Origin of the sequence: Marinobacter sp. M1C (genome assembly GCF_023314135.1) — a bacterium.
Classification (GTDB): domain Bacteria; phylum Pseudomonadota; class Gammaproteobacteria; order Pseudomonadales; family Oleiphilaceae; genus Marinobacter.
Genome location: NZ_CP092289.1, coordinates 429,065 through 448,627, shown reverse-complemented (window position 1 = coordinate 448,627; position 19,563 = coordinate 429,065). Strand labels below are relative to the sequence as shown.

Annotated in this window: 22 protein-coding genes and 1 pseudogene; 7 read left to right on the top strand and 16 right to left on the bottom strand. The window is 54.8% G+C overall.

All coding sequences use genetic code 11. From position 1 onward, the window contains the following. Positions 1-189: 189 nt before the first annotated feature. Entirely contained in the window at positions 190-1,044 is an 855-nt protein-coding gene (locus MIH19_RS02065; protein ID WP_249008927.1) for a LysR family transcriptional regulator, read from the top strand. A gap of 35 nt (positions 1,045-1,079) precedes the next feature. Here the strand turns inward: MIH19_RS02065 and eutC are convergent, their stop codons facing one another. The 3 genes from eutC to MIH19_RS02050 all read right to left on the bottom strand — a co-directional run bounded on the left by eutC (position 1,080) and on the right by MIH19_RS02050 (position 3,894). Further along, entirely contained in the window at positions 1,080-1,895 is an 816-nt protein-coding gene (eutC, locus tag MIH19_RS02060; RefSeq protein WP_249008926.1) for an ethanolamine ammonia-lyase subunit EutC, read from the bottom strand. An 11-nt stretch (positions 1,896-1,906) separates the two neighbouring features. Next, positions 1,907-3,301 (bottom strand): ethanolamine ammonia-lyase subunit EutB, encoded by a 1,395-nt coding sequence (locus MIH19_RS02055; protein WP_249007337.1) that lies wholly within the window; start codon positions 3,299-3,301, stop codon positions 1,907-1,909. Positions 3,302-3,369: 68 nt separating this feature from the next. After that, positions 3,370-3,894 carry an FGGY-family carbohydrate kinase gene (locus tag MIH19_RS02050; RefSeq protein WP_249008925.1) on the bottom strand — a complete coding sequence of 175 codons (525 nt, stop codon included), beginning with the start codon at positions 3,892-3,894 and terminating at the stop codon, positions 3,370-3,372. A 189-nt stretch (positions 3,895-4,083) separates the two neighbouring features. On the opposite strand from MIH19_RS02050, the pseudogene MIH19_RS02045 reads away from it, so the two are divergent. Then, positions 4,084-4,692, top strand: a pseudogene (locus MIH19_RS02045) (hypothetical protein); the annotation flags it as partial. Between the two features lie 23 nt (positions 4,693-4,715). Here MIH19_RS02045 and MIH19_RS02040 read toward each other — a convergent pair. The 10 genes from MIH19_RS02040 to MIH19_RS01995 form a co-directional block, all read right to left on the bottom strand. Further along, complete coding sequence (locus MIH19_RS02040; RefSeq protein WP_249007336.1) at positions 4,716-5,408, bottom strand: glutathione S-transferase N-terminal domain-containing protein; 693 nt, start codon at positions 5,406-5,408, stop codon at positions 4,716-4,718. Positions 5,409-5,560: 152 nt separating this feature from the next. Next, complete coding sequence (locus tag MIH19_RS02035; RefSeq protein WP_249007335.1) at positions 5,561-6,322, bottom strand: fumarylacetoacetate hydrolase family protein; 762 nt, start codon at positions 6,320-6,322, stop codon at positions 5,561-5,563. Between the two features lie 2 nt (positions 6,323-6,324). After that, complete coding sequence (gene hydA, locus MIH19_RS02030; RefSeq protein ID WP_249007334.1) at positions 6,325-7,755, bottom strand: dihydropyrimidinase; 1,431 nt, start codon at positions 7,753-7,755, stop codon at positions 6,325-6,327. A 93-nt stretch (positions 7,756-7,848) separates the two neighbouring features. Then, on the bottom strand, positions 7,849-8,055 hold the full coding sequence (locus tag MIH19_RS02025; RefSeq protein WP_249007333.1) for a hypothetical protein: 207 nt from the start codon (positions 8,053-8,055) through the stop codon (positions 7,849-7,851). Between the two features lie 80 nt (positions 8,056-8,135). Continuing rightward, on the bottom strand, positions 8,136-8,840 hold the full coding sequence (locus tag MIH19_RS02020) for a GntR family transcriptional regulator (protein ID WP_249007332.1): 705 nt from the start codon (positions 8,838-8,840) through the stop codon (positions 8,136-8,138). 23 nt (positions 8,841-8,863) lie between these two features. Beyond that, positions 8,864-9,103, bottom strand: coding sequence for a hypothetical protein (locus tag MIH19_RS02015; protein WP_249007331.1), 240 nt, complete (start codon positions 9,101-9,103; stop codon positions 8,864-8,866). 49 nt (positions 9,104-9,152) lie between these two features. Beyond that, entirely contained in the window at positions 9,153-9,917 is a 765-nt protein-coding gene (locus MIH19_RS02010; RefSeq protein ID WP_249007330.1) for an aspartate/glutamate racemase family protein, read from the bottom strand. Between the two features lie 43 nt (positions 9,918-9,960). Then, entirely contained in the window at positions 9,961-11,241 is a 1,281-nt protein-coding gene (locus tag MIH19_RS02005) for a TRAP transporter large permease (protein ID WP_249007329.1), read from the bottom strand. Next, on the bottom strand, positions 11,238-11,795 hold the full coding sequence (locus MIH19_RS02000) for a TRAP transporter small permease (RefSeq protein WP_249007328.1): 558 nt from the start codon (positions 11,793-11,795) through the stop codon (positions 11,238-11,240). The genes MIH19_RS02005 and MIH19_RS02000 overlap by 4 nt, the downstream gene beginning before the upstream one ends. Beyond that, the gene (locus MIH19_RS01995) at positions 11,792-12,718 is read right to left on the bottom strand and encodes a TRAP transporter substrate-binding protein (protein WP_249007327.1); all 927 of its coding nucleotides are present in this window, start codon (positions 12,716-12,718) and stop codon (positions 11,792-11,794) included. Before MIH19_RS01995 ends, MIH19_RS02000 begins: the two co-directional genes overlap by 4 nt. Before the next feature lie 480 nt (positions 12,719-13,198). Between MIH19_RS01995 and MIH19_RS01990 the strand changes: the two genes are divergently transcribed. Further along, on the top strand, positions 13,199-13,411 hold the full coding sequence (locus tag MIH19_RS01990) for a hypothetical protein (RefSeq protein ID WP_249007326.1): 213 nt from the start codon (positions 13,199-13,201) through the stop codon (positions 13,409-13,411). Here the strand turns inward: MIH19_RS01990 and MIH19_RS01985 are convergent. The 3 genes from MIH19_RS01985 to MIH19_RS01975 are packed head-to-tail and all read right to left on the bottom strand — an operon-like array spanning position 13,392 to position 15,232. After that, positions 13,392-14,123: an LrgB family protein gene (locus MIH19_RS01985; RefSeq protein WP_249007325.1), complete on the bottom strand. Its 732-nt coding sequence runs from the start codon at positions 14,121-14,123 to the stop codon at positions 13,392-13,394. The two genes, MIH19_RS01990 and MIH19_RS01985, sit on opposite strands and share 20 nt — an antisense overlap. Continuing rightward, entirely contained in the window at positions 14,116-14,484 is a 369-nt protein-coding gene (locus MIH19_RS01980) for a CidA/LrgA family protein (protein ID WP_249007324.1), read from the bottom strand. Before MIH19_RS01980 ends, MIH19_RS01985 begins: the two co-directional genes overlap by 8 nt. Positions 14,485-14,503: 19 nt before the next feature. Continuing rightward, positions 14,504-15,232, bottom strand: a complete 729-nt coding sequence (locus MIH19_RS01975; RefSeq protein WP_249007323.1) for an FCD domain-containing protein — start codon at positions 15,230-15,232, stop codon at positions 14,504-14,506. A gap of 289 nt (positions 15,233-15,521) precedes the next feature. On the opposite strand from MIH19_RS01975, the gene dctP reads away from it, so the two are divergent. From dctP to MIH19_RS01955, 4 genes are all read left to right on the top strand, one after another. Then, the gene (gene dctP / locus MIH19_RS01970; protein ID WP_249007322.1) at positions 15,522-16,637 is read left to right on the top strand and encodes a TRAP transporter substrate-binding protein DctP; all 1,116 of its coding nucleotides are present in this window, start codon (positions 15,522-15,524) and stop codon (positions 16,635-16,637) included. A gap of 85 nt (positions 16,638-16,722) precedes the next feature. After that, on the top strand, positions 16,723-17,427 hold the full coding sequence (locus MIH19_RS01965) for a TRAP transporter small permease subunit (protein ID WP_249007321.1): 705 nt from the start codon (positions 16,723-16,725) through the stop codon (positions 17,425-17,427). Next, positions 17,424-18,968, top strand: a complete 1,545-nt coding sequence (locus MIH19_RS01960) for a TRAP transporter large permease subunit (protein WP_249007320.1) — start codon at positions 17,424-17,426, stop codon at positions 18,966-18,968. The genes MIH19_RS01965 and MIH19_RS01960 overlap by 4 nt, the downstream gene beginning before the upstream one ends. A 68-nt stretch (positions 18,969-19,036) precedes the next feature. Continuing rightward, positions 19,037-19,462 carry a heme-binding protein gene (locus MIH19_RS01955; RefSeq protein ID WP_249007319.1) on the top strand — a complete coding sequence of 142 codons (426 nt, stop codon included), beginning with the start codon at positions 19,037-19,039 and terminating at the stop codon, positions 19,460-19,462. Positions 19,463-19,563: the final 101 nt, after the last annotated feature.

The following is a 19,563-nucleotide window of genomic DNA, read 5'->3' as shown; positions in this document are numbered from 1 at the left end:
TGTTCCTCCTTGTATGAGTTTTTAACCCAAATGAATGGTTGAGGTCTGCAAACGTGCCTACCTCATTGGTTTATGCCAGCATGATGGCGGCTTCTCTGCATTCAATCAAACGAAAAGAATTTAACTCTGCCTTCAGATATACTTAAGTCAAATGCCAATGCTTTTTTTAGGAGATGTAATCAGGTGACGATGCCGCTGCTCGATAATGAGGTGCTCAGAACGTTTGTCGCGATTGCAGAATGTGGCACGTTTACCGCTGCGGCAAAAGTCGTCCACCGAACGCCGTCGGCGTTGAGCATGCAAATCAAGCAACTTGAAAAAATCCTGGGCAAACGTCTGTTTATTCGCGAGCCGCGTCAGGTGCGGTTAACCAATGACGGTGAGGTGTTACTGGCATACAGCCGTCGGCTATTGCGACTCAACCAGGAAGCGGTAGAGCATTTCATCGCACCCGCGCTGGAGGGCAAGGTGGGTTTTGGTACCTCAGATGATGTGGGTACTCGAATTCTACCCGAGGTACTCGCCCAGTTTGCGCGTTCCTATCCGGCTGTGTTGGTGGATGTTGTTGTCGGTTCAAGCAAGCAAAATCTGACAAAGCTGGATGCGGGAGAACTCGATATGGTGCTGGTGACTGTGTCAGAACGCGTCAGGGGCATTCGTGGCGAGGTTGTGCATGAAGAACCACTGGTTTGGGCAGGCAAAGAGGGTTCGTCTGCGCATCTGGACAGGCCCCTGCCGATTGCGGTGGCTCACGAGGGATGCGCATGGCGCCAGATGACATTACTCGCCCTGGAAAACGCTGGCACGCCATACCGGATCGCCTACACCTGCGAGCACTGCTCCGGCCAGGAAGCTGCGATGATTGCAGACCTTGCCGTTGCGCCTTTCCCCCTGAGCCTTGTGCGGTTACCGCTCAAACAGATTGTCAGCGACGACCTGCCAGAGATAGGCCGTTATCAGCTGGCACTCGTGCGCAGAGGCTCCAATCCCCTCAATAACGCTTTGGCTGCCCACGTGAAAAGTGCCTTTCAGAACTTGCAATGATTTTGCCTGGTCAATAATCAGACGTTCACTAACACTCAACCGAGTAAAAAGTTCCCGCTCTTGCCGGCACCTGCCAATAGTGGTTCTTCAGCGTCGTCCTTTAGATTAACCCCCGACAGCTGACGGCGACAGGCCTCGCGCATCAAATAAAACAGACGATGGCAGGCCATCGGGTAGCTCAAACCTTCCAAGCGGATATTAGAGATGCAGTTGCGGTAAGCGTCGGTCAGGCCGACCTTGGGTGCGTAGGTGAAGTACAAACCCAGGCTGTCTGGTGAGCTCAGGCCAGGTCGCTCACCAATCAGGATAACCACCATACGCGCGCCGAGCCGTTCAGCCACTTCGTCGGCCACGGCTACCCGGCCCTGGCTGACAAGTACGACGGGCGATAAGCTCCAGCCCTCAGCCAGGGCCTGTTCTTCAATATGCTTCAGCATCGGCATGGCATTGCGATGCACTGCCAGGGCGGAGAGGCCATCTGCCACCACAATAGCCAGGTCGTAACCCGCTGGGTTGTCCGTACGATGCTGATTCAGTAACTGAGCAGATTCATCATCTAAACGGCGCCCCAGGTCTGGACGCTGTAGGTAGCTGTGGCGGTCACTGGCGGCGCTGTGTAGCAACAGACTGTTACGCCCATGCTCGGCAAGTTGAGCGCTAAGCCCAACGTGATCGAAGGGCAGGTGCACAGCATCACGGGCCTGAGCATGGGCGTACTGGAACTCCAGTTGCGCGGCTGTGGGCATGCTGGTGCCGGCGCGACCCAAGGCAATCCGTGCCGACGTGAGGTTGCGCAGTTGCCGCCAGGGACTCTGGTTCCTGTTCTGGTTATCAGTGGTCGGTTTGTCCATGACGTGCTCACTCATTTCAATTGCGCTAGAGCCTGGCGGAAAGCCGGTGGCAGGCTGTTGCCAAAGTGCACTTTGCCATCAGCTTGGGTAAAAATACCCATTTTCGCCAGCCATGTTTCGAATTCCGGTGTCGGCTTCAGCCCCAGGGTCTGGCGGGCGTAAAGGGCGTCGTGGAAGGAAGTGGTCTGGTAGTTGAGCATGATGTCATCAGAGCCGGGAATGCCCATGATGAAGTTGATTCCTGCTACGCCTAACAGAGTCAGCAGGGTGTCCATGTCATCCTGATCGGCCTCGGCGTGGTTGGTGTAGCAAATATCACAACCCATAGGTACGCCCAGCAATTTACCGCAGAAGTGGTCTTCAAGGCCTGCACGGATGATCTGCTTACCGTTGTAAAGGTATTCTGGGCCGATGAAGCCGACCACGGTGTTGACTAAAAACGGGTTGAAGTGTCTGGCAACAGCATAGGCTCGGGCTTCGCAGGTCTGCTGGTCCAGACCGTGGTGGGCGTTGGCTGATAATGCACTGCCCTGGCCTGTTTCGAAGTACATGAGGTTTTGCCCAAGCGTGCCGCGGTTTAATGACAGCCCCGCCTCGTAACCTTCCTGCAAAATGTTCAGGCTCACGCCAAAGCTTGCGTTTGCCGCCTCGGTGCCAGCAATCGACTGAAACACAAGATCCAATGGCACACCACGGTTGATCACTTCGATGGAGGTGGTAACGTGAGCCAGCACGCAGGCCTGGGTCGGAATTTCGAAGCGCTGAATCACCGCATTGAGCATCTCCAGCATGGCGCAAATTGAAGAGGTGCTGTCAGTGGCCGGATTGACCCCTATCATCGCATCGCCATTACCATAAAGCAGACCGTCAAGAATGCTCGCCGCAATTCCTGCCGGATCATCGGTGGGGTGGTTGGGCTGCAAGCGTGTCGAGAGCCGACCACGCAGGCCAACAGTGCTGCGAAACCGGGTCACTACGCGGATTTTCTGTGCTACCAGGATCAGGTCTTGCACGCGCATGATCTTCGATACGGCGGCGGCCATCTCCGGCGTCAGGCCCGGTGCCAGAGCGCGCAGACTTTGCTCATCAGCGGCGTCGCTCAGTAGCCAGTCGCGAAAGCCACCCACTGTCATGTGGCTAACAGCGGAAAACGCGGCTTTGTCGTGAGTATCGATGATCAGTCGGGTGACTTCATCGGTTTCATAGGGAATTAATGCTTCGTGCAAAAAGCGCTTCAGCTCAATGTCTGCCAGGGCCATTTGTGCCGCAACTCGTTCGCCATCGTTTAACGCCGCGACACCCGCCAGAAAGTCCCCGGAGCGAGCTGGACTGGCCTTGGCCATAACGTCTTTCAGGTCGTCGAAGCGGTAGGTGATGGCACCGACAGTATGGGAAAAACTTGCCATATCAGCCTCCGTTGTAAATAGGAAGGAGTGCTACTGATTGGTGGTTGCGCATCAGAATGCCACCTTCTTTAACAGATTTTCCAGACGGTTGCCGATCTCAAGACCTTGCCCCTGGGCACGCTTATCCGACAAACCGGTGAGCAATTCCATGACCCTTTCGACTTTCCCATGAACCGATCCCGGAGGCAAGAGTAGGTCATTTCGAAATGGTCGAGGTGGGTTTCCGGGCCGACCCTGCGAAGGCTGCAGTAGCAGTGCGAGCCGCAGTGAATAACTCCTGAAGCGAAGCGCAAGACTCGCCCGAGGTGATAACTCGCTGACGAGCCACATAGCCTGAATCTATTCTGCTGCAGCACATTCGATAAAAACTGCACGAAAAAAGCATTCTCGGTCATCCGGCCATCCAGTGAAATTCTTCCGGTGACGGGTTGGTTACGCTCAAGGGCCAGAAACACTTCCGCAGTGCGAAAAGCAACACCCTCCAGAACGGCCTGCACCATATCGGTCGCCGTTGTGTGCAGCGACAGTCCCATCCAGCTCCCTCTCGCGCTTCTATCCCAATGTGGACAGGCGAGACCAGAAAGAGCAGGCACGAAAATCAGCCCTTTGGAGGCTGCCGAATACACACCACCCTCCAACGCAAAAACTGGCGGCTCTCCGGATTTCTGCCAGCCAACGGTCTGCGTTGCTCAGCTTGCTACCGTCAAAGTGGTTAATTCCGAGCAGAAAAGCACCTGTGCCAAAGGTCATTTCGAGGTCGCTCGGACGAAGCCCATAAAGTGGAGCTTTTTCGAGCCATGCAACGCGGCACGATCGATGCTTTTCAGTCTGACGACGCTACCATGGCCTCGCCCGTCGACATGAAAGGCAAACGCGTTTTCGGTGTACCAACAGCGGGTAAGTTCCTGTCACAGTACGGATTGATTCCAGTGACTGTGCCCTGGGATGACGTTGAAGTAGCACTGCAGACCGGCGAGCTTGATGGCGTGGCCTGGTGCGGTTTCACAGAGGCCTATGAAGTTGGCTGGGCAGACGTTTGCAACTACGCACTCACCAATTCGATAACCGGTGCATGGTGTGGCTTTTACTTTGCCAACACTGAAAGCTGGAACAAGGTGCCGCCACATCTGCAGGCGCTCTTCCGGTCCACAATCGACCAGTCACACTATTACCGCAACGTATGGTACTGGGCGGGAGAAGCAAAACTCCGTGTAGAAGGCGGGAAGCTTGAGCTCACGTCACTGCCCAAAGAAGAGTGGGACAAAGTTACCGGCGACGCCGAAGTATTCTGGGACAAAATAGCCGACCGCCGGTTAAGGAAATCGCAGCCGTCAGTCGTCGGAAAAAGCGACGCATTGAGATGCTGTTGTATCCGTCTCAGCTCAAGATAAAAACCTACCGACCGGACGGTAGATTAATAGTTCGACGGAAAGAGTGCACGCAGCGTCTCTTCGTCCCGCTCTTTCTTGAACGGGTGGTCAGTGCCGACCAGACGTGCGCGACTCGCCGCTGGCCTGTCTTCGATAAGCTCGAACCAACGCTTGATATTGGGAAATGCCGCCAGTGGGTTATCGTCGCCTGAAAACACACGCTCCGCCATGTTGATCCAGCCCCAGGCGGACATGTCAGCGATAGAATAGTCATTGCCAACGATGTATTCCCGGCCGTTCAAGTGATCTTCCAGTACCTGGTAGTGACGTTCGGCTTCCCGACGATAGCGGTTGATAACGTAGGGTAGTTTTTCCGGAGCCGCGAGTTGAAAGTGCACCGCCTGACCGGAGAAGGGACCAAGGCCCGTGCCGATGAAAGAAAGCCAAGACAGCAGTTCCCCGCGATCTTCTGGCGCGCCATTAAAGCGCCCGGTTTTCTCGGCGAGATACAGTAAAATGGCGGTGGAATCGAAAACCCGCACGGCGTTTCCACCCGGGCCGTCGGTATCCACAATCGCGGGCACCTTGCCATTGGGGTTGATGGCTCGGAACTCGGGGGTGTGTTGCTCGCCTTTACTGGTGTCGGTCGGTATTACCTCGTAATCCAGACCGGCTTCTTCCAGGAAGAGCGCGATCTTGGCCGGATTGGGGGTCGGATGGAAATAGAAACGGATCATATAAGAAGGCTCCATCTCTGGCTGGCTGATTTTTTCGCGACCAGAGGCTATTATTGGTTTGAGTTTTTGATCACTCGCCCTAAAATAATTTAGGTAGCTCTTTAAAACAAGGGCGCACACCTGAAAATAGCGTGTTTCAACCCATCCCGTTTTCAGTCAAGAGTCAACTCCACCTCGCCTATTGCCTCGAACACTAATCGAGCACTTTGGCCGCGCTGCATTTCCAGCACGCCATTAAAGGTGCCGGTAGTGATCACTTCACCTGCCTGAAACCCCACACCACTGGCGGCAATACGGGTGTTGATCATCTGCATCAACAATAGTGCGGGATCGCCGCCGGGGTGTTCACCACGGCCCGACAAGGCGATGTCGCCATCTAGCGACAAGCGATAGGCGGCGTCCTTCATCTGCCGCAAGTTTCCACCATCAACGCCGCTGCCCAGCACGAAGCCGCCATGACTCAGTCCATCGGCGAGTTGCCATAATGGCGGCACATCGGGCCAGCGTTCAAAACGGCTATCGACCACCTCGATCGCAGCGTGCAGGGTGGCAACTTGGGCGGCTATCTCCTCCAATGTGTAGGGTGCGCCCCGCGCCGGTAAGTCGCCCCCCAGCACGACGGCCAGCTCCGGTTCGAGAAACACCCTATGATAGTCTTTCCGCGCAAGGCGCGCCGGCGAGTGGCGGCTGTGTTCACTAAACAACCGCGAGAATCGTGGCGCTTCGCCTTTGATAATGCCACCGAGTTTCCAGCCTGAGGGCGTACCTAAATACGCCGACACCCGCTCCTGAATGCCATAGGCGTCCTGCACTTCGGTCAGCGGAATATCCTCGGGCAGCGGGATCTGAGTGTGTCGCTCGTAGGCCTCGATCAGACGTTGGGCGCCGGCGGTTATGATCTCGTCATGCGTCATATTCAGAACCCCTTGGCGTTGCCCCGTGGACGCGCCGGCTGTGGTGTGTCGCACTTGAGAAACTCACCGTAACCGGCCTCGCCCTCGGGCTTGCCGGCCCGGGATACGACTTGGCCACGGCAAAGTGTAAGCATTGGGCGGCCGGTCAGCTCAAGCCCCTCGTAAGGGGTATAGTCCACGGCATGATGCAGATCGGCGTTGCGTATGGTGCTTTTCGCCGTCGCGTCCCACAATGTCAGATCGGCGTCGCTGCCGATCGCAATGGTGCCCTTGCGTGGATAAAGCCCGTAGATTTTGGCGGGGTTGGTCGCGGTCAGCGCCACGAAGCGGGTAACGTCGATACGCTCTTTCACCACCCCTTCAGAAAACAGGATCGACAGGCGTGTCTCGAGACCGGGAATGCCGTTTGGGATGTGTTCAAAATGAGCATGTTCACCGTTTAGCTTCTTACCCTTGGGGTCCTCGAAGCGGAACGGCGCATGGTCCGATGAAAACACCTGGAAAACTCCAGATTCGAGCCCTTGCCAGACCGCTTCTTGGGCTGCCGGGTCTCGGGGTGGCGGGCTGCATACATACTTGGCACCTTCGAACCCGTCGCGATCCAGATCCTTAGCCGTAAGCATCAAATACTGCGGGCACGTCTCACCATAGACGCGTAACCCCCGGTTCTGTGCCCAGCGAATCTGCTCAATGGTCTCGGTGCCGGAAACGTGCACGATCAGTACCGGCACATCAACCAGCTCTGCCAGTGAGATCGCGCGGTGGGATGCCTCACGCTCGCCAATGCTCGAATGTGCCACGCTATGATAATAAGGCCCGGTGTTACCGCTCTCAGTGAGAATCTCGGTCAAATAGGCGATGCAGTCGGCGTTTTCCGCATGGATCATCACCATGGCGCCTTCGCGACGCGCCAGCGCCAGAACTTTGAGAATCTCGCGATCGTTGAGCTTGAGGTCATCGTAGGTCATGTAGATTTTGAAAGAGCTGTAGCCCTCCTTGATCAGCGCCGGTAGCTCGTCTTTCAACACCGTTTCGGTAGGATCGCTGACGATCATGTGAAAAGCGTAGTCGATGAAAGCTTGGCCATCGCTGCGCCGATGATAATCTTCTACCGCTGCACGTAGGCTCTGTCCCTTCTGCTGGGCTGCAAATGGCATCACAGTGGTGGTGCCACCGCAAGCCGCCGAACGCGTACCGGTGTAAAAGCCGTCAGCCATTACCGCGCCATCGCTGAGCGGTTGATCCAGATGGCAGTGCGCGTCGATGCCGCCGGGCAACACCCATAACCCTTCAGCATCGATGACTTCAGCGGCCGTGCCCAGCTGATGACCGAGTGCCATGATGCGCCCCGCCCTGATGCCGATATCGGCGTAGTAGCAGTCTACAGCGGTAATAATTCGGCCGTTTATAATCAATGTGTCGAAGTTCTGCATGATGTTGCTGCCTTTATTTTCGTTGTGAATACTGTCCTGGCGGCACGTCTTATCCCGCCAAAAAATACGTTCGATACAGATTCAGCCTTTGTTTCAGAGCTTCGACTGTCGATTTTTCAAATAGACAAGCCAACCGCCGCTTGCCGTGATATCGACTACGGCCGGCAGGCTCATCGCCGACGCTCTTAGGCACATGCTCAATGACCCCGATCCGTCTTCCAGCGCGAAATTTATGGAACCGCCAGCCAGCGCCTGACCATTAACAAACATACGCACTTTAAAATCGTTGTGTTTCTGCATGAAAGCCTCCCTTTAGATTTGAAAAATAGCAGCGGTGATGCGCGGCCCGATCACCCAAGGCTCTATGGGAAATCCTCACGCTAGCGGTTGCTACTAGTAATCGCTTCGCCGGTATGCCGAACGTGATCAGATAACAGGCGTCGAGCGAGTTCGCCGTTGCGATTCTTGAGCGCCTCCAGAATGGAACGGTGTTCGTCGGTAGACTCCTGCCAGCGGTCGATACTATTCAAAGCCAGATAACGGGCCCGCTCAAGGCGACCAAGCAAGTGCCGGTGAGTTTCTTCCAACACCGGGTTCTTGGCCCCGGCCACTAGCAGGGCATGGATACGTTGGTTGAGCGTAAAATAAGCGGCGCGATCGCCTTTCGCTTGAAGTTTCTCTAGCCGCTCCTGCATTGTTTCCAGCTGCTTGAGGTCGGTGTTGGTCATTCGGCTCGCGGCTAGCTCCGCGGCAAGGCCTTCGATACCGGCTTCAGTCTCGAACAGATATTCGAGCTCTTGGGAATCGATGAGTGTCACCACAGCGTTTCGGTTGGGCCGCCTTGCGACCAGACCGTCGCTGGCCAGCATGCGGATCGCTTCGCGGAGCGGGGTTCGGGAAATCTGAAGTTGTTCGCACAGCGCCGGCTCAACGATGCGTGCACCGGGAGCCAGCTCACCATGAACGATCATCTGCTGCAGTATCTGATAAGCTTCCTGCGCCAGAGAAGTAAATTGAATGCGGCGCGGATGAAGCACCGTTTCAGCGGTGTCAGATGTTAGGGGAGTGTTGTTGGTTGTGCTCATTCGCAGAACCTCCTGATAAATAGTTAAATGAGATCCCTGAAGAGGCTTGCTGCGGCAGCACTCAGCATGGCGGCCGCGAAGATCGAGTTGGCATCGGTGTATTTGAAATCGCGGCCCAACGTAAAGTTCGTATCTGTGTCGCAGATCAGCTTCAGGCGATCCGGCCGATACGCAAAAATGACCGATGCGGTATCGTCATTGAGATCGATACGGCTTGCCTCGATCAGCATACCAGCCAGCGGCGAAACCACGGTCTGGATCACGGAATATAGCTCGCAGTGCGAATAAGCACTTTGCATAAACGCTTGGTGATCAAGTGAATGGTTCATCCATAGGTTGGCGGCCCACCAATGCGGCAAGCGAGGAACCAAGGCCTTTGCATGGTTTGGCCGGGGGTTGGGTGTAGCTACCAGCGGAGGGCGTCTTGACTGCCATGTCTACCATGGCCTGAGCCTGAATCACGGCACAGGTCACACCGTCGAGGACCGGTACCGAAATTCGGTCGGCCACTGAGCGGGCCAGACCGGCAAGAGGGGCACCGGCGAGAATCAGCACGTCGGCGCCATCTTCTTCTACCGCGCGGCGGCCGAGTTCGATCAGGCGCTCGCCCTGGTTTTCCTGTACCCGGCCGATATGCTGCAACGGCTCGTCCAGGGCGCGAATGCTCGCCAGACGCCCTTCTAGACCGTAGGAAGCGATGCATTCGCGGTACCAGGCCTGTATACGCTGCGAAATGGCGATGACCGAGAAGCGTCCACCGTGCTGGCAAGCACTCATCAACGCTGCCTCGGTCATGCCCACCACAGGAATCGGCATGATCTCGCGCAAGGCTTCAAGGCCAGGGTCGCCGAAAGCGGCGACTACGATGGCATCGTGCTGCTGGTAAAGTTCCGCGGCGATTTGCATGGCAGCGTAGCCGCCGATCAATGCTTCTGCCCGGGTTTCGATATAAGCCACGCCGAAACGGGCGGTGGCCATGGTCAATTCGGTTGCTGAGCGAATGCTGCGAGAGGCTTCATTCTCTATCAGGCGAGTCACGTCTGGGGAAATATTGGGATTGATGACTAGCAGTTTCATGGCAGGCTCTTTGGTTCGTATATACGAAGGTGTCTGGTTTGTTTCAATAACCAAGTGTTCTGGGCAACCAGGTCACGATGTCGGGGAAAAGCATGCATGCGGCCAGCACCAGGTACTGGAAAACAATGAAAGGCCAAGCGCTTTTCATCAATTCATTAAGGCTGATCTTCGAAATACCACACATCACGAACAGCAGTACGCCCACGGGTGGTGTCATCATGCCGACGACCAGATTCATCACGAACAAGAAGCCGAACAGCAAAGGGTCAATCCCGTAGGACAGGGCAATCGGCGCCAGCAGCGGTACCAGCATGATAAATGCGGCATTCGATTCTATGAACATGCCTACCAGGATCAATATACCCATGACCAACAACAAAAAAGTCATCGGATCAGAGGTGAAGTCCTGCAGCCAATTGGCCAACTGCATGGGTATTAAGTCAATGGTGAAGGCGAAGGTTATGGTCGAAGCGAAAGCGATCAAAGCACCGACCATGGCAGCCGTTACCGCAGCTTTGAACATGGCCTTGGGCAGATCGGAAAGCCGTAATTGGCGTGTGACGAAAAAACCCATTATTAGCGAATAGACCACGGCAATCGCTGCGCCTTCGGTAGCGGTGAAAGCGCCGGCAACGATGCCGCCGACGATCACAACGGGCATCAAAAGGATTGGCAAAGCGCGCCAAGTCTGGATGAGGACATGCTTCAGCCCCATGCTGCCTTCGCTCAGGGGATAGCGCCGACGTGCTGAAATGAACGAGGCAAGCCCCATGAAACCGACCGCCAGAATGATGCCCGGCACCACACCGGCCATGAACAGTCCGCCGACCGAGACACTCGAGCCTGCCATCAGCGCATAGACGATCATGGCGTTGCTGGGTGGAATGATGGCCCCGAGGTTGGCGGCAGAGGCCACCACCGCGCTGCTGTATCCTGTGCCATATTTCTCGCGCATAGAAGGTATCAGGGCGCTGCCCAAGGCACTGGCACTGGCCACGGCGGCGCCGCTGACGGCAGCAAGCACCATACCCGCAACAATCGCCACGTGGGCCAGACCGCCGTGCACACGGCCGACCAGCGAGTTAGCAAAGTCAACCAGGCGTTGCAGAATGCCTGCGGCGACCATCAATTCACCGGCCAGCATAAAGAGCGGGATCGCCATTAATGGAAAGTTGTCGATGGAGTGCATCATGCGCTGGGGCATGACCGAAAAATCCATATCACCGATGAAAAGCCCGACCAGCGAGGCCAGGCCGAGGGCAAAGGCAAGCGGCATGCGCAGCAAGGCGAGAACTAAGAAAGTGATGATAATGGCTAAAGTCATGAGGTCTCTCCTTCCTCACTCGCGGCGGGAGCGCTGGGCAACGGTTCGATTTGAAAAATTTGCACGATCAGGTGCAGCAGACTGTGCCCGGCACTAATCAACACGGCGATATAAAAAACGGCCGCGGTCACCGGAATGGTGGGCATCAGTTGTTGCCATTTGTCCCCCACCGCTCCCAGCGACAGCCATACCAAGATCAACATCAAAGCGGCGCTGGCCAACGCCATTAAACGAGACAAATACTGCTGAAACGTCTCGGAAAATAAGCTGGCTACCGCGTCAATACCTACGTGTATGCCGATCTTAATGCCGTGTGGAATGGCCAGAAAGATCGCCCAGACGAAGAACAAGCGCGATAGCTCATCCGCTGAGTCGATTGAGGTGGATAGCACGAAACGAGCAAACACCTGGGCCGATACCAGTAGCGTCATCAGGCCCATGGCCAGAATGATTGCATAATAGGATGTGCGATCGATCGCCAGTATCGCCACAAGAAAGCGACGTTGCGCCGGGCTGGAAGAATGCGCTTCCAGCCAGGGCGTTTTAGGTTTCATTTGTTCAACGCTGCTTGCACGCTTTCGACTATTTCCGCGTCGATTTTTTCTTTCAATTCATCGACCACACCTTGGGTTGCTTTTCTCAGCTCTTCGCGAGTCTTCAACGAAAGGGAGGTGAATTCCATGCCACGATCGATCAGCTGCTGACGTGCGGTGTCGGCTTCCTCGGCAGCTTTGCTGCGCTGCCACTCAACAGCGACATCCATGGCTTGCTTAACAGCTTGCTGTTGGTCTTCGCTGAGAGATTTGAATTTTTTCAGGTTGGCAATGATAACGATGTAGTCGTAGAAGTGGCGGCTATCAGAAAGATACTTTTGCACCTCGTCGAGACGCCGTGTGGCGATGACGCTATAAGGATTTTCCTGACCGTCGATTACGCCCTGCTGGAGCGCGCCGTAAACTTCCTTTATGCCCATGGACACGGGGTTGGCACCCAGGGCGCGGAAAGTATCGAGGTGGGTCTGGTTGGGTTGCAGGCGAATCTTGAGCCCTTCAAAATCTGCTTTAGATGCAATCGGTCGCACATTGTTGGTGATATTGCGAAAGCCAAGTTCCATATAGCCAAGGGCGGTAAAGCCCTTTTCGGCCAATTTCTTATCGAGCATATTGCCCACTTCGCCGTCGATGACGCGAAAGGCATCTTCGCGATTGTCGAAGGCGAACGGCAGGCTTAGTGCCTCAAATTCTGGCACTATTCGCGACAGGTAAGCGATGCCCACCCAAGTGCCCATGACTGCTCCGGAACTCACCTGATCGATGTTCTCGCTTGCGCCGCCCAGTTGCATGTTGGGAAAGAGCTGGGCGGTAACGTCGCCATCGGTGCGGCTGGCCAGCTCTTTCTTGAAAATCTCCATGGCCTGACTGCTGGAGTGATCGCTCGGGAAGTTTCCTCCAAAGCGCAGGTTTTCGGCGCTGGCCAATAGCGGTGTGCTGAGCCCTAGAGCCATTAACCAAGTACAGCAGTGACGAGTTAGACGTGTTGTTTTTATCATAGTGAGATTTCCTTCGCTGCGGTTTTTTGAAACGATCTTGCTATACGGGCAAGAAAAACGATGCGTTGAAAAACCATAAGCCAGTTTTCTTAAATTTCAAAATACAAAATACTATTTTTTTAATTAATCTTTAAAATTAGTAATTTAGTTTTTTAAAAAATGAACTTTTAGAAAATATTGACGATAATCGAACGATGGAAAGGATGACCTTAAATAGCCAAGCGGAATGTCTGAGGGGCTCGGCCGTCGCAGTCAGAGCAACGGCTCATCAATAACAGCATGGAAACCGAAAAGTTAACGCAGCCAAGGGGTCTTGGGGTTTATTGAGTGGCAGCCGGAGCCGTCACGGCGAACTCACGGCCAGGAAACATAAGTATGGGGATCGGGGAACTTCAATAGGGGACAGATTTGAAATCTGTCCCCGGTTTCATCTGCTCAGTTGACAGGGTTCTTCGACAATTCGATGGCGATACTCACTTCCACAACTCCGAAGCTTACCGTAATGCGGACGACCCGCCCATTGCCCGTAACTCTTCGGTAAATTCGGGCGTAACCACCAGCATTATTAAGGCCAACCGATATCTAATCGAAGTGGGTGCGTTCAGCCAAGCACACCGGTAATACTCAACATCCATGGCAGAAAAACCGAGTAGAGGAAAGCCGATAGCGCCATTGCAAGACCGGAGAACGCGCCCATCTGGGCGCTGACCTGAAACGCCCGGGCGGTGCCAATACCGTGGGATGTCATACCCATGGCAATACCTTTCACGCTGTCGTCTCGAATACCCATTAAATCGAACAATTTCGAGCCAATAACGGCGCCAATAATGCCGGTCACCACCACCAAAGCTGCCGTGAGCGAAGGCAGGCCTCCGATCTGTTCCGATATCGCCATACCCACCGGGGCCGTTACTGATTTGGGGGCCAGCGACAACTGGGTTTCAAGGCTCGCGCCCAGCAGCCGGGCAATGGCCACCGAGCTGAACGCGCCAACGACCACCCCGGTTACCAACGCCACGGTGACCGGCAGCCACACCTGTTTCAGCTTGTTGAATTGCTGGTACAGAGGAATCGCCAGCGCTACGGTGGCGGGGCCCAGCAGAAAGTGCACGAACTGGGCGCCATCAAAGTAATCATCGTAGGACGTATCCGTCGCCAGCAGAAACAGTATGAGCGCCGTGACCGATGTAACCACCGGGTTGAGCAAAGGATTGGAACCCGAGCGCAGGTAAAGGCGGTGCGCCAGGCTGTAGGCCACCAGGGTCATGGTCAAACCCAGAAGGGGTGACGCCGACAGATAAACCCATATTCGTGTCAGATCCGGTTCAATCATGGCTCGGCCCCCGCCTGGCAGTCAGCCGGGTTACCCACTGCATCACCAAAGCGGTGACCGCCATGGTAATAATGGTACTGAGCAAAAGGGTGACACTGATGGGCAACCACTCGTTGCCAAGGCGGCTAAAATGCACAATAAGCCCCACACCCGCTGGCACGAACAACAGCGAAAGGTGACCCAGAAGAGCAGTAGACGCGGGCTCAACGGCTTTGGCCATCCGGCCCCGTATCATCAACGTTATAAAGAGCATGACCATGCCCATGACCGGACCTGGCACCGGCAACCCCAGCAACCGAACGCTAACTTCACCTGCCAGCTGGTAAATCAGAAGCAGAGTGATTCCATTAATTAACTGCATTGAATGTCATCCAGAAATATCAGGTTTGGCGAAAAGCAGACGGCGTAATGGAAGCACGGATCAGCCCATGCTCCTGCGTTTCGATGGCTCTGAGCGCTTCAGCAACATGAGCCACATGCGCCATAGCCGCCTTTTGGGCCCACTTGGATTGCCGGCTGATGACTGAATGGTAGATCTGGCGGTGATGTTTGTCGATCTGCTGCTTGAATGCATCCCGGTGGCTAAGATTGGCCACCGACGCCTGCACCGAGTTCAACATGAGGTCTTTCAAGCTGTTGAGCACGTGAATCAGCACCGGGTTATGGCAAGCGTTCACTATGGCCCGATGAAAAGCATGGTCGAGGTCCGCATTGGTGAGCGGATCGGCTTTCTCCATTGCTTCGAAGGCTTTGGTAATCTGGTACTGGTCTTTTTCTGTGGCGCGTTCTGCCGCCAGATACGCGGCCTTTCCCTCCAATTCCTGTCGCACATCGAACAGATCATAAAGGGTGCGGGAGTGCTCCATGAACATCTGCATCAAGGGGCCGTTGCCCTCGGGCTCCGGCACCATATGCGACACGAAGGAACCTTTGCCATGCTGTGTTCGGATGATGCCCCTGCCCTGAAGCTCATGAAGGGCTTCCCGAACGATGGCGCGAGAAACCCCAAAACGGCTTGCCAACTGCCGTTCGGAGGGAATCATCTGCTCTGGCGCAAGACTGCCGTCGAGAATCAGTTGTTCAAGGCGGTACGCGACCGCCCGGGACATGGGAATGGGTTTTTCCTGCATCACTGAAATCAACTGGTCAGACCAGCCTCCCATGAAAAAAAGTTTAGGTTAGCGGATAGCGCGCCTGACAAAGAATATGGCTGATGCCTGCGTGCCTGTCCACAAAAACTGGTCTGACCAGTTAGCAAAAAACTAGACTTGAATACCGTTTCGAACCATAAACTATGTGAAAGTCACCTTGTAATGTGAAGTGCTCACGAATAATTCGTTTGGCGCTCATCCTACAGAGTGGTTCCAACAACAAAGCCCTGCATCTGGAGTTTCTTCGATGACTGACAACAACCACAAGATCGAGAACGAAGGCGCGGTACATCGTCGCGGCTTCCTAAAAACCCTCGCGGTGTCCGCCGCCATCAGTGCAACATTGCTGGCCAGCAGCGTTCAGGCAGCGACCACCTGGAAAATTCAGTCCGTTTGGGACGCTGGCACTGTCGGTTATGACCTGTTCAAAGGCTGGTGTGACGGCATGGAAGAAAAAAGTGGCGGCGAGCTCAAGTTCACCTGCTTTCCTGCCAAAGCGGTTGCGGCCGACAACAATGGCCTGTTCGATGCCGTGCGTAATGGCGTACTGCAAGGCATGAACCCGTTTACTATATACTGGTCTGGCAAAATCCCGGCCTCGGTATTTATGACGTCGTACCCTGGAGGTCCTGATCAACCACACCAGTGGGACACCATGTTCTACGCCTTGGGCATGCTGGAAAAAACCCGCGAAATCTATGAAAAATTCGGCCTGTTCTATGTCGGCCCTATCCAGCACGACGCCAACATCATTCACTCCAAAGAGCCAGTTAACAGCCTTGAAGACCTCAAAGGTCTAAAAATGCGCCTTCCCGGTGGCATGGTGGCGGAAGTGTTTGCCGAATTCGGCGTGTCGTCGGTCAGCCTGCCCGGCTCAGATATTTTCCCTGCATTGGAAAAAGGTACTATCGATGCGGCCGACTATGTGGGGCCCGCCGTTAATTGGGAACTGGGCTTTGCTCAGGTCACCGACAACATCTTGATGGGCCCTCCGGGCGTCATGTCGGTTTACCAACCAGTAGACCTAATGGACCTGACCATCAACCTGCGAGCCTGGAACGCCCTCGACCCGAAACTTCAGCAACTGGTTGAAGACGAAGTCCGTATTTATTCCCAGAAGCACTATCTCGCCATTCAGGCCCGTAACATCGAAGCTATGAAAAAGTTCAAGGAAGCGGGCACCACCGTATCCCGCCTGAGCCAGGAAGACCTGCAAAAATTCCGTCGCGCGGCGATTCCGGCTTGGTTCCGTTGGGCCAACAAAGACGAAGACGCCCGAGCCATCTTCGATATTCAGCTCGCATACATGATGAATGACATCGTTGGTTACGTTAGCGAAGACGACATCAAGGGCCTGAAGTAACACGCCCGCACAACTCAGGGGAGAGCGCTCGCTCTCCCCTATTTTTTTCATTACAACATCTGGGTATAACCAGAGGTAGTTCATCATGTCTGATCTGGAAGGCTTTGGCTTTGTAATGCCGCATTGGCTGTATTGGGGCTGGCTTGCGGTAATGCCGCTTATCATGATTGCACTGGATCGCCCGCGCCGTGCCAACCCGAAACTCGATACAAAAACCGACATTCCGGTTGGCGGGGAACTTCAGGAAGAGCCCTCCGCACTTGCCTACCGGCCCTCAGACGAAAACCTGTTTACCCGTTCAGTAGACTGGATGAGCGACAAAACAGGCCTGTTCATTTCATTCTGGACCGTTAATGCGGTGTGCTTCTATTTCTTCGAAGTCATCATGCGTTACGTCTTCAATATGCCGACCATCTGGGTGCATGAGGCCAGCTTCCTGCTACTGGGCATGCAGTACTTGCTTGCGGGCGGTTTCGCCCTGTTAAACGGCTCCCACGTGCGGGTAGACGTGGTCTACAACTATTTGCCTGTGCGCGGACGGGTGGGCATGGATATTTTTACATCTATGTTCTTCTTCATGTTTGCGCTGGTACTGATACTAACCTCCTGGACCTACTTCACTAATGCGTACTCTATGGGCGAAACCACCGTTGAAACCTGGGGAATTCAGTACTGGCCGGTCAAAGGCGTTATGTTGCTGGGTTCGGTGCTAATTCTACTGGCCGGTATCTCAAAACTGCTGAAAGACATTTCAGTCTTTATTCGTCTTGGCCGGGAGGCATCTGAATGACCACTCAAACAGCCAACGCCAACCCTGCGCCGAAGAACCCTCTTATCGGTAAATTGGGCACCTGGCTGATGATCCTGGCAACTCTCGGGATCGGTTTTATTATTTGTATCGAAATGATCAACATTCTGTTTTTCGACCCTTACAGTGACGATTTTTTCCTGTTCCGCTTTGCTGGAAGCCTGTCCAATATTGAAATCGGGCCACTGACCTACCTGATGTTCGGCTCGTTAATGGTTGCCCTGATGATGGGCTTGCCGCTGGCGTTCGTGACCGGTGGTCTGGGTGTGATGTTTGTTTACCTGGTCGGCGACGCGGCGATGCTCAACATTGTGCCAAGTCGTATTTTCCCGATGATGACCAACTCTGACCTAGCGGCCATTCCTCTGTTCATCTTCATGGCCTCTATGCTGGAACGAGCGGGGCTGATCGAGGAAATGTTCAGTGTGGTCTATAAATGGATGGGCGGCCTGAGTGGCGGCCTTGCGGTAGCCACTATTTTGGCCTCTACCATTCTGGCTGCGATGGTCGGTGTTATCGGTGCCGCGGTGGTTACCATGGGCATCATTGCTTTGCCTGCCATGCTAAAACGCGGTTACGATCACAAGATCGCACTGGGTTCGATCATGGCTGGCGGCACGCTGGGCATTCTGATCCCACCCTCAATTCTGGCCATTCTTTACGCCGTGGTTGCCCAGCAATCCGTAGGCGAGCTGTACCTCGGTTCAATCGTTCCAGGCATCATGTTGTCATCCACCTATATCGGTTACGTGCTGATTCGTAGCTGGCTTAACCCAAAACTCGGGCCGCCGGTGCCACTGGAAGAACGCATTTCCATGGGTGAAAAACTGCGTCTGCTGAAAAGCCTGATCGCGCCTCTGATTCTGGTATTTCTGGTGCTGGGCCTATTGTTTGGCGGCGTGGCAACACCGGTGGAAGCTGCGGGTATTGGCTCATTCGGCGCCATGATTGTGGCCTGGAAACACGGCGCACTGTCTATTGCTGCGCTGCGGGATGCGTCTGTTACCACCACCAAAGCCTCTGCCATGGTGCTGTGGATCATGTTCGGCGCCTCGGTGTTTGTAGGCTTCTACATCCTGCAAGGTGGCCAGGTGTTCATCACTGAAACCATCCTGGGCATTGGCCTGTCTCCGTACGCCGTGTTGTTCCTCCTGATGCTGCTGTTGGTGGTTCTGGGCATGTTCCTGGACTGGGTGGGCATCCTCTTGCTGGCCGTGCCGATCTTCATTCCTATTGTTGAAGCACTGACCTTCGACGGTCTGTTCGGCTTGCCAGGCATTGATAGCTCAGACGTGGTGCTCTGGTTCGGGGTGTTGTATCTGGTGAATATGCAGATGTCGTTCCTGAGTCCGCCCTTCGGGTATGCGCTCTTCTATATCCGCGGGGTGTGCCCCCCGGAAATCTCGATGGCAACCATCTTCCGGTCAGCACTGGTGTTCCTGGGGCTGCAGGCACTCGGTCTGTTTCTGTGTATAGTCTTCCCGGCCATCGTCACCTATCTGCCGAATCTGGTATACGGCTGACGGCTGGCACCTAAGAAAATCGAGGCCGCTAACTAGCGGCCAACTCAACCATTTAAGGAAAATATAAAATGATCACACTGAAAAGACTGGACCAGCAAGACGCCCGCCTGTTGATCGAAGGCGCCGCCGCCAAGGCTCGGGAAATCGGCATCCCGATGTGTATTGCCATTACCGACGAGTCCGGTAACCTGATCGCTTTTGAGCGTATGGATGGCGGCAAAATCAGCAGTGTGATCGTCGCTCAAGACAAGGCTTACACCGCCGCCGCCGCCCGCAAGGCTACCCACGAATACAACGCCGCCTGCGTACCCGGTAATCTGGTATTCGGTATTCATACCTCGCAGGGCGGGCGTTTGTGCGTGGTCGGTGGCGGTCTGCCTGTTGTTGTAGACGGCGAAGTGGTTGGCGGCATTGGCCTAAGCTCCGGTTCACCGCAACAGGATATGGATTGTGCCCAGGCCGGTATTGATCACCTCAATTCTGGTCGTGCATAGCGCTTCATTGTGAACAGCACTGTACTGGTAACAGCACTTTACGGTGAACATAACGTAGTTATAAATAGAACTGCCCCGTAAACAGGACTGCCCCACACAGG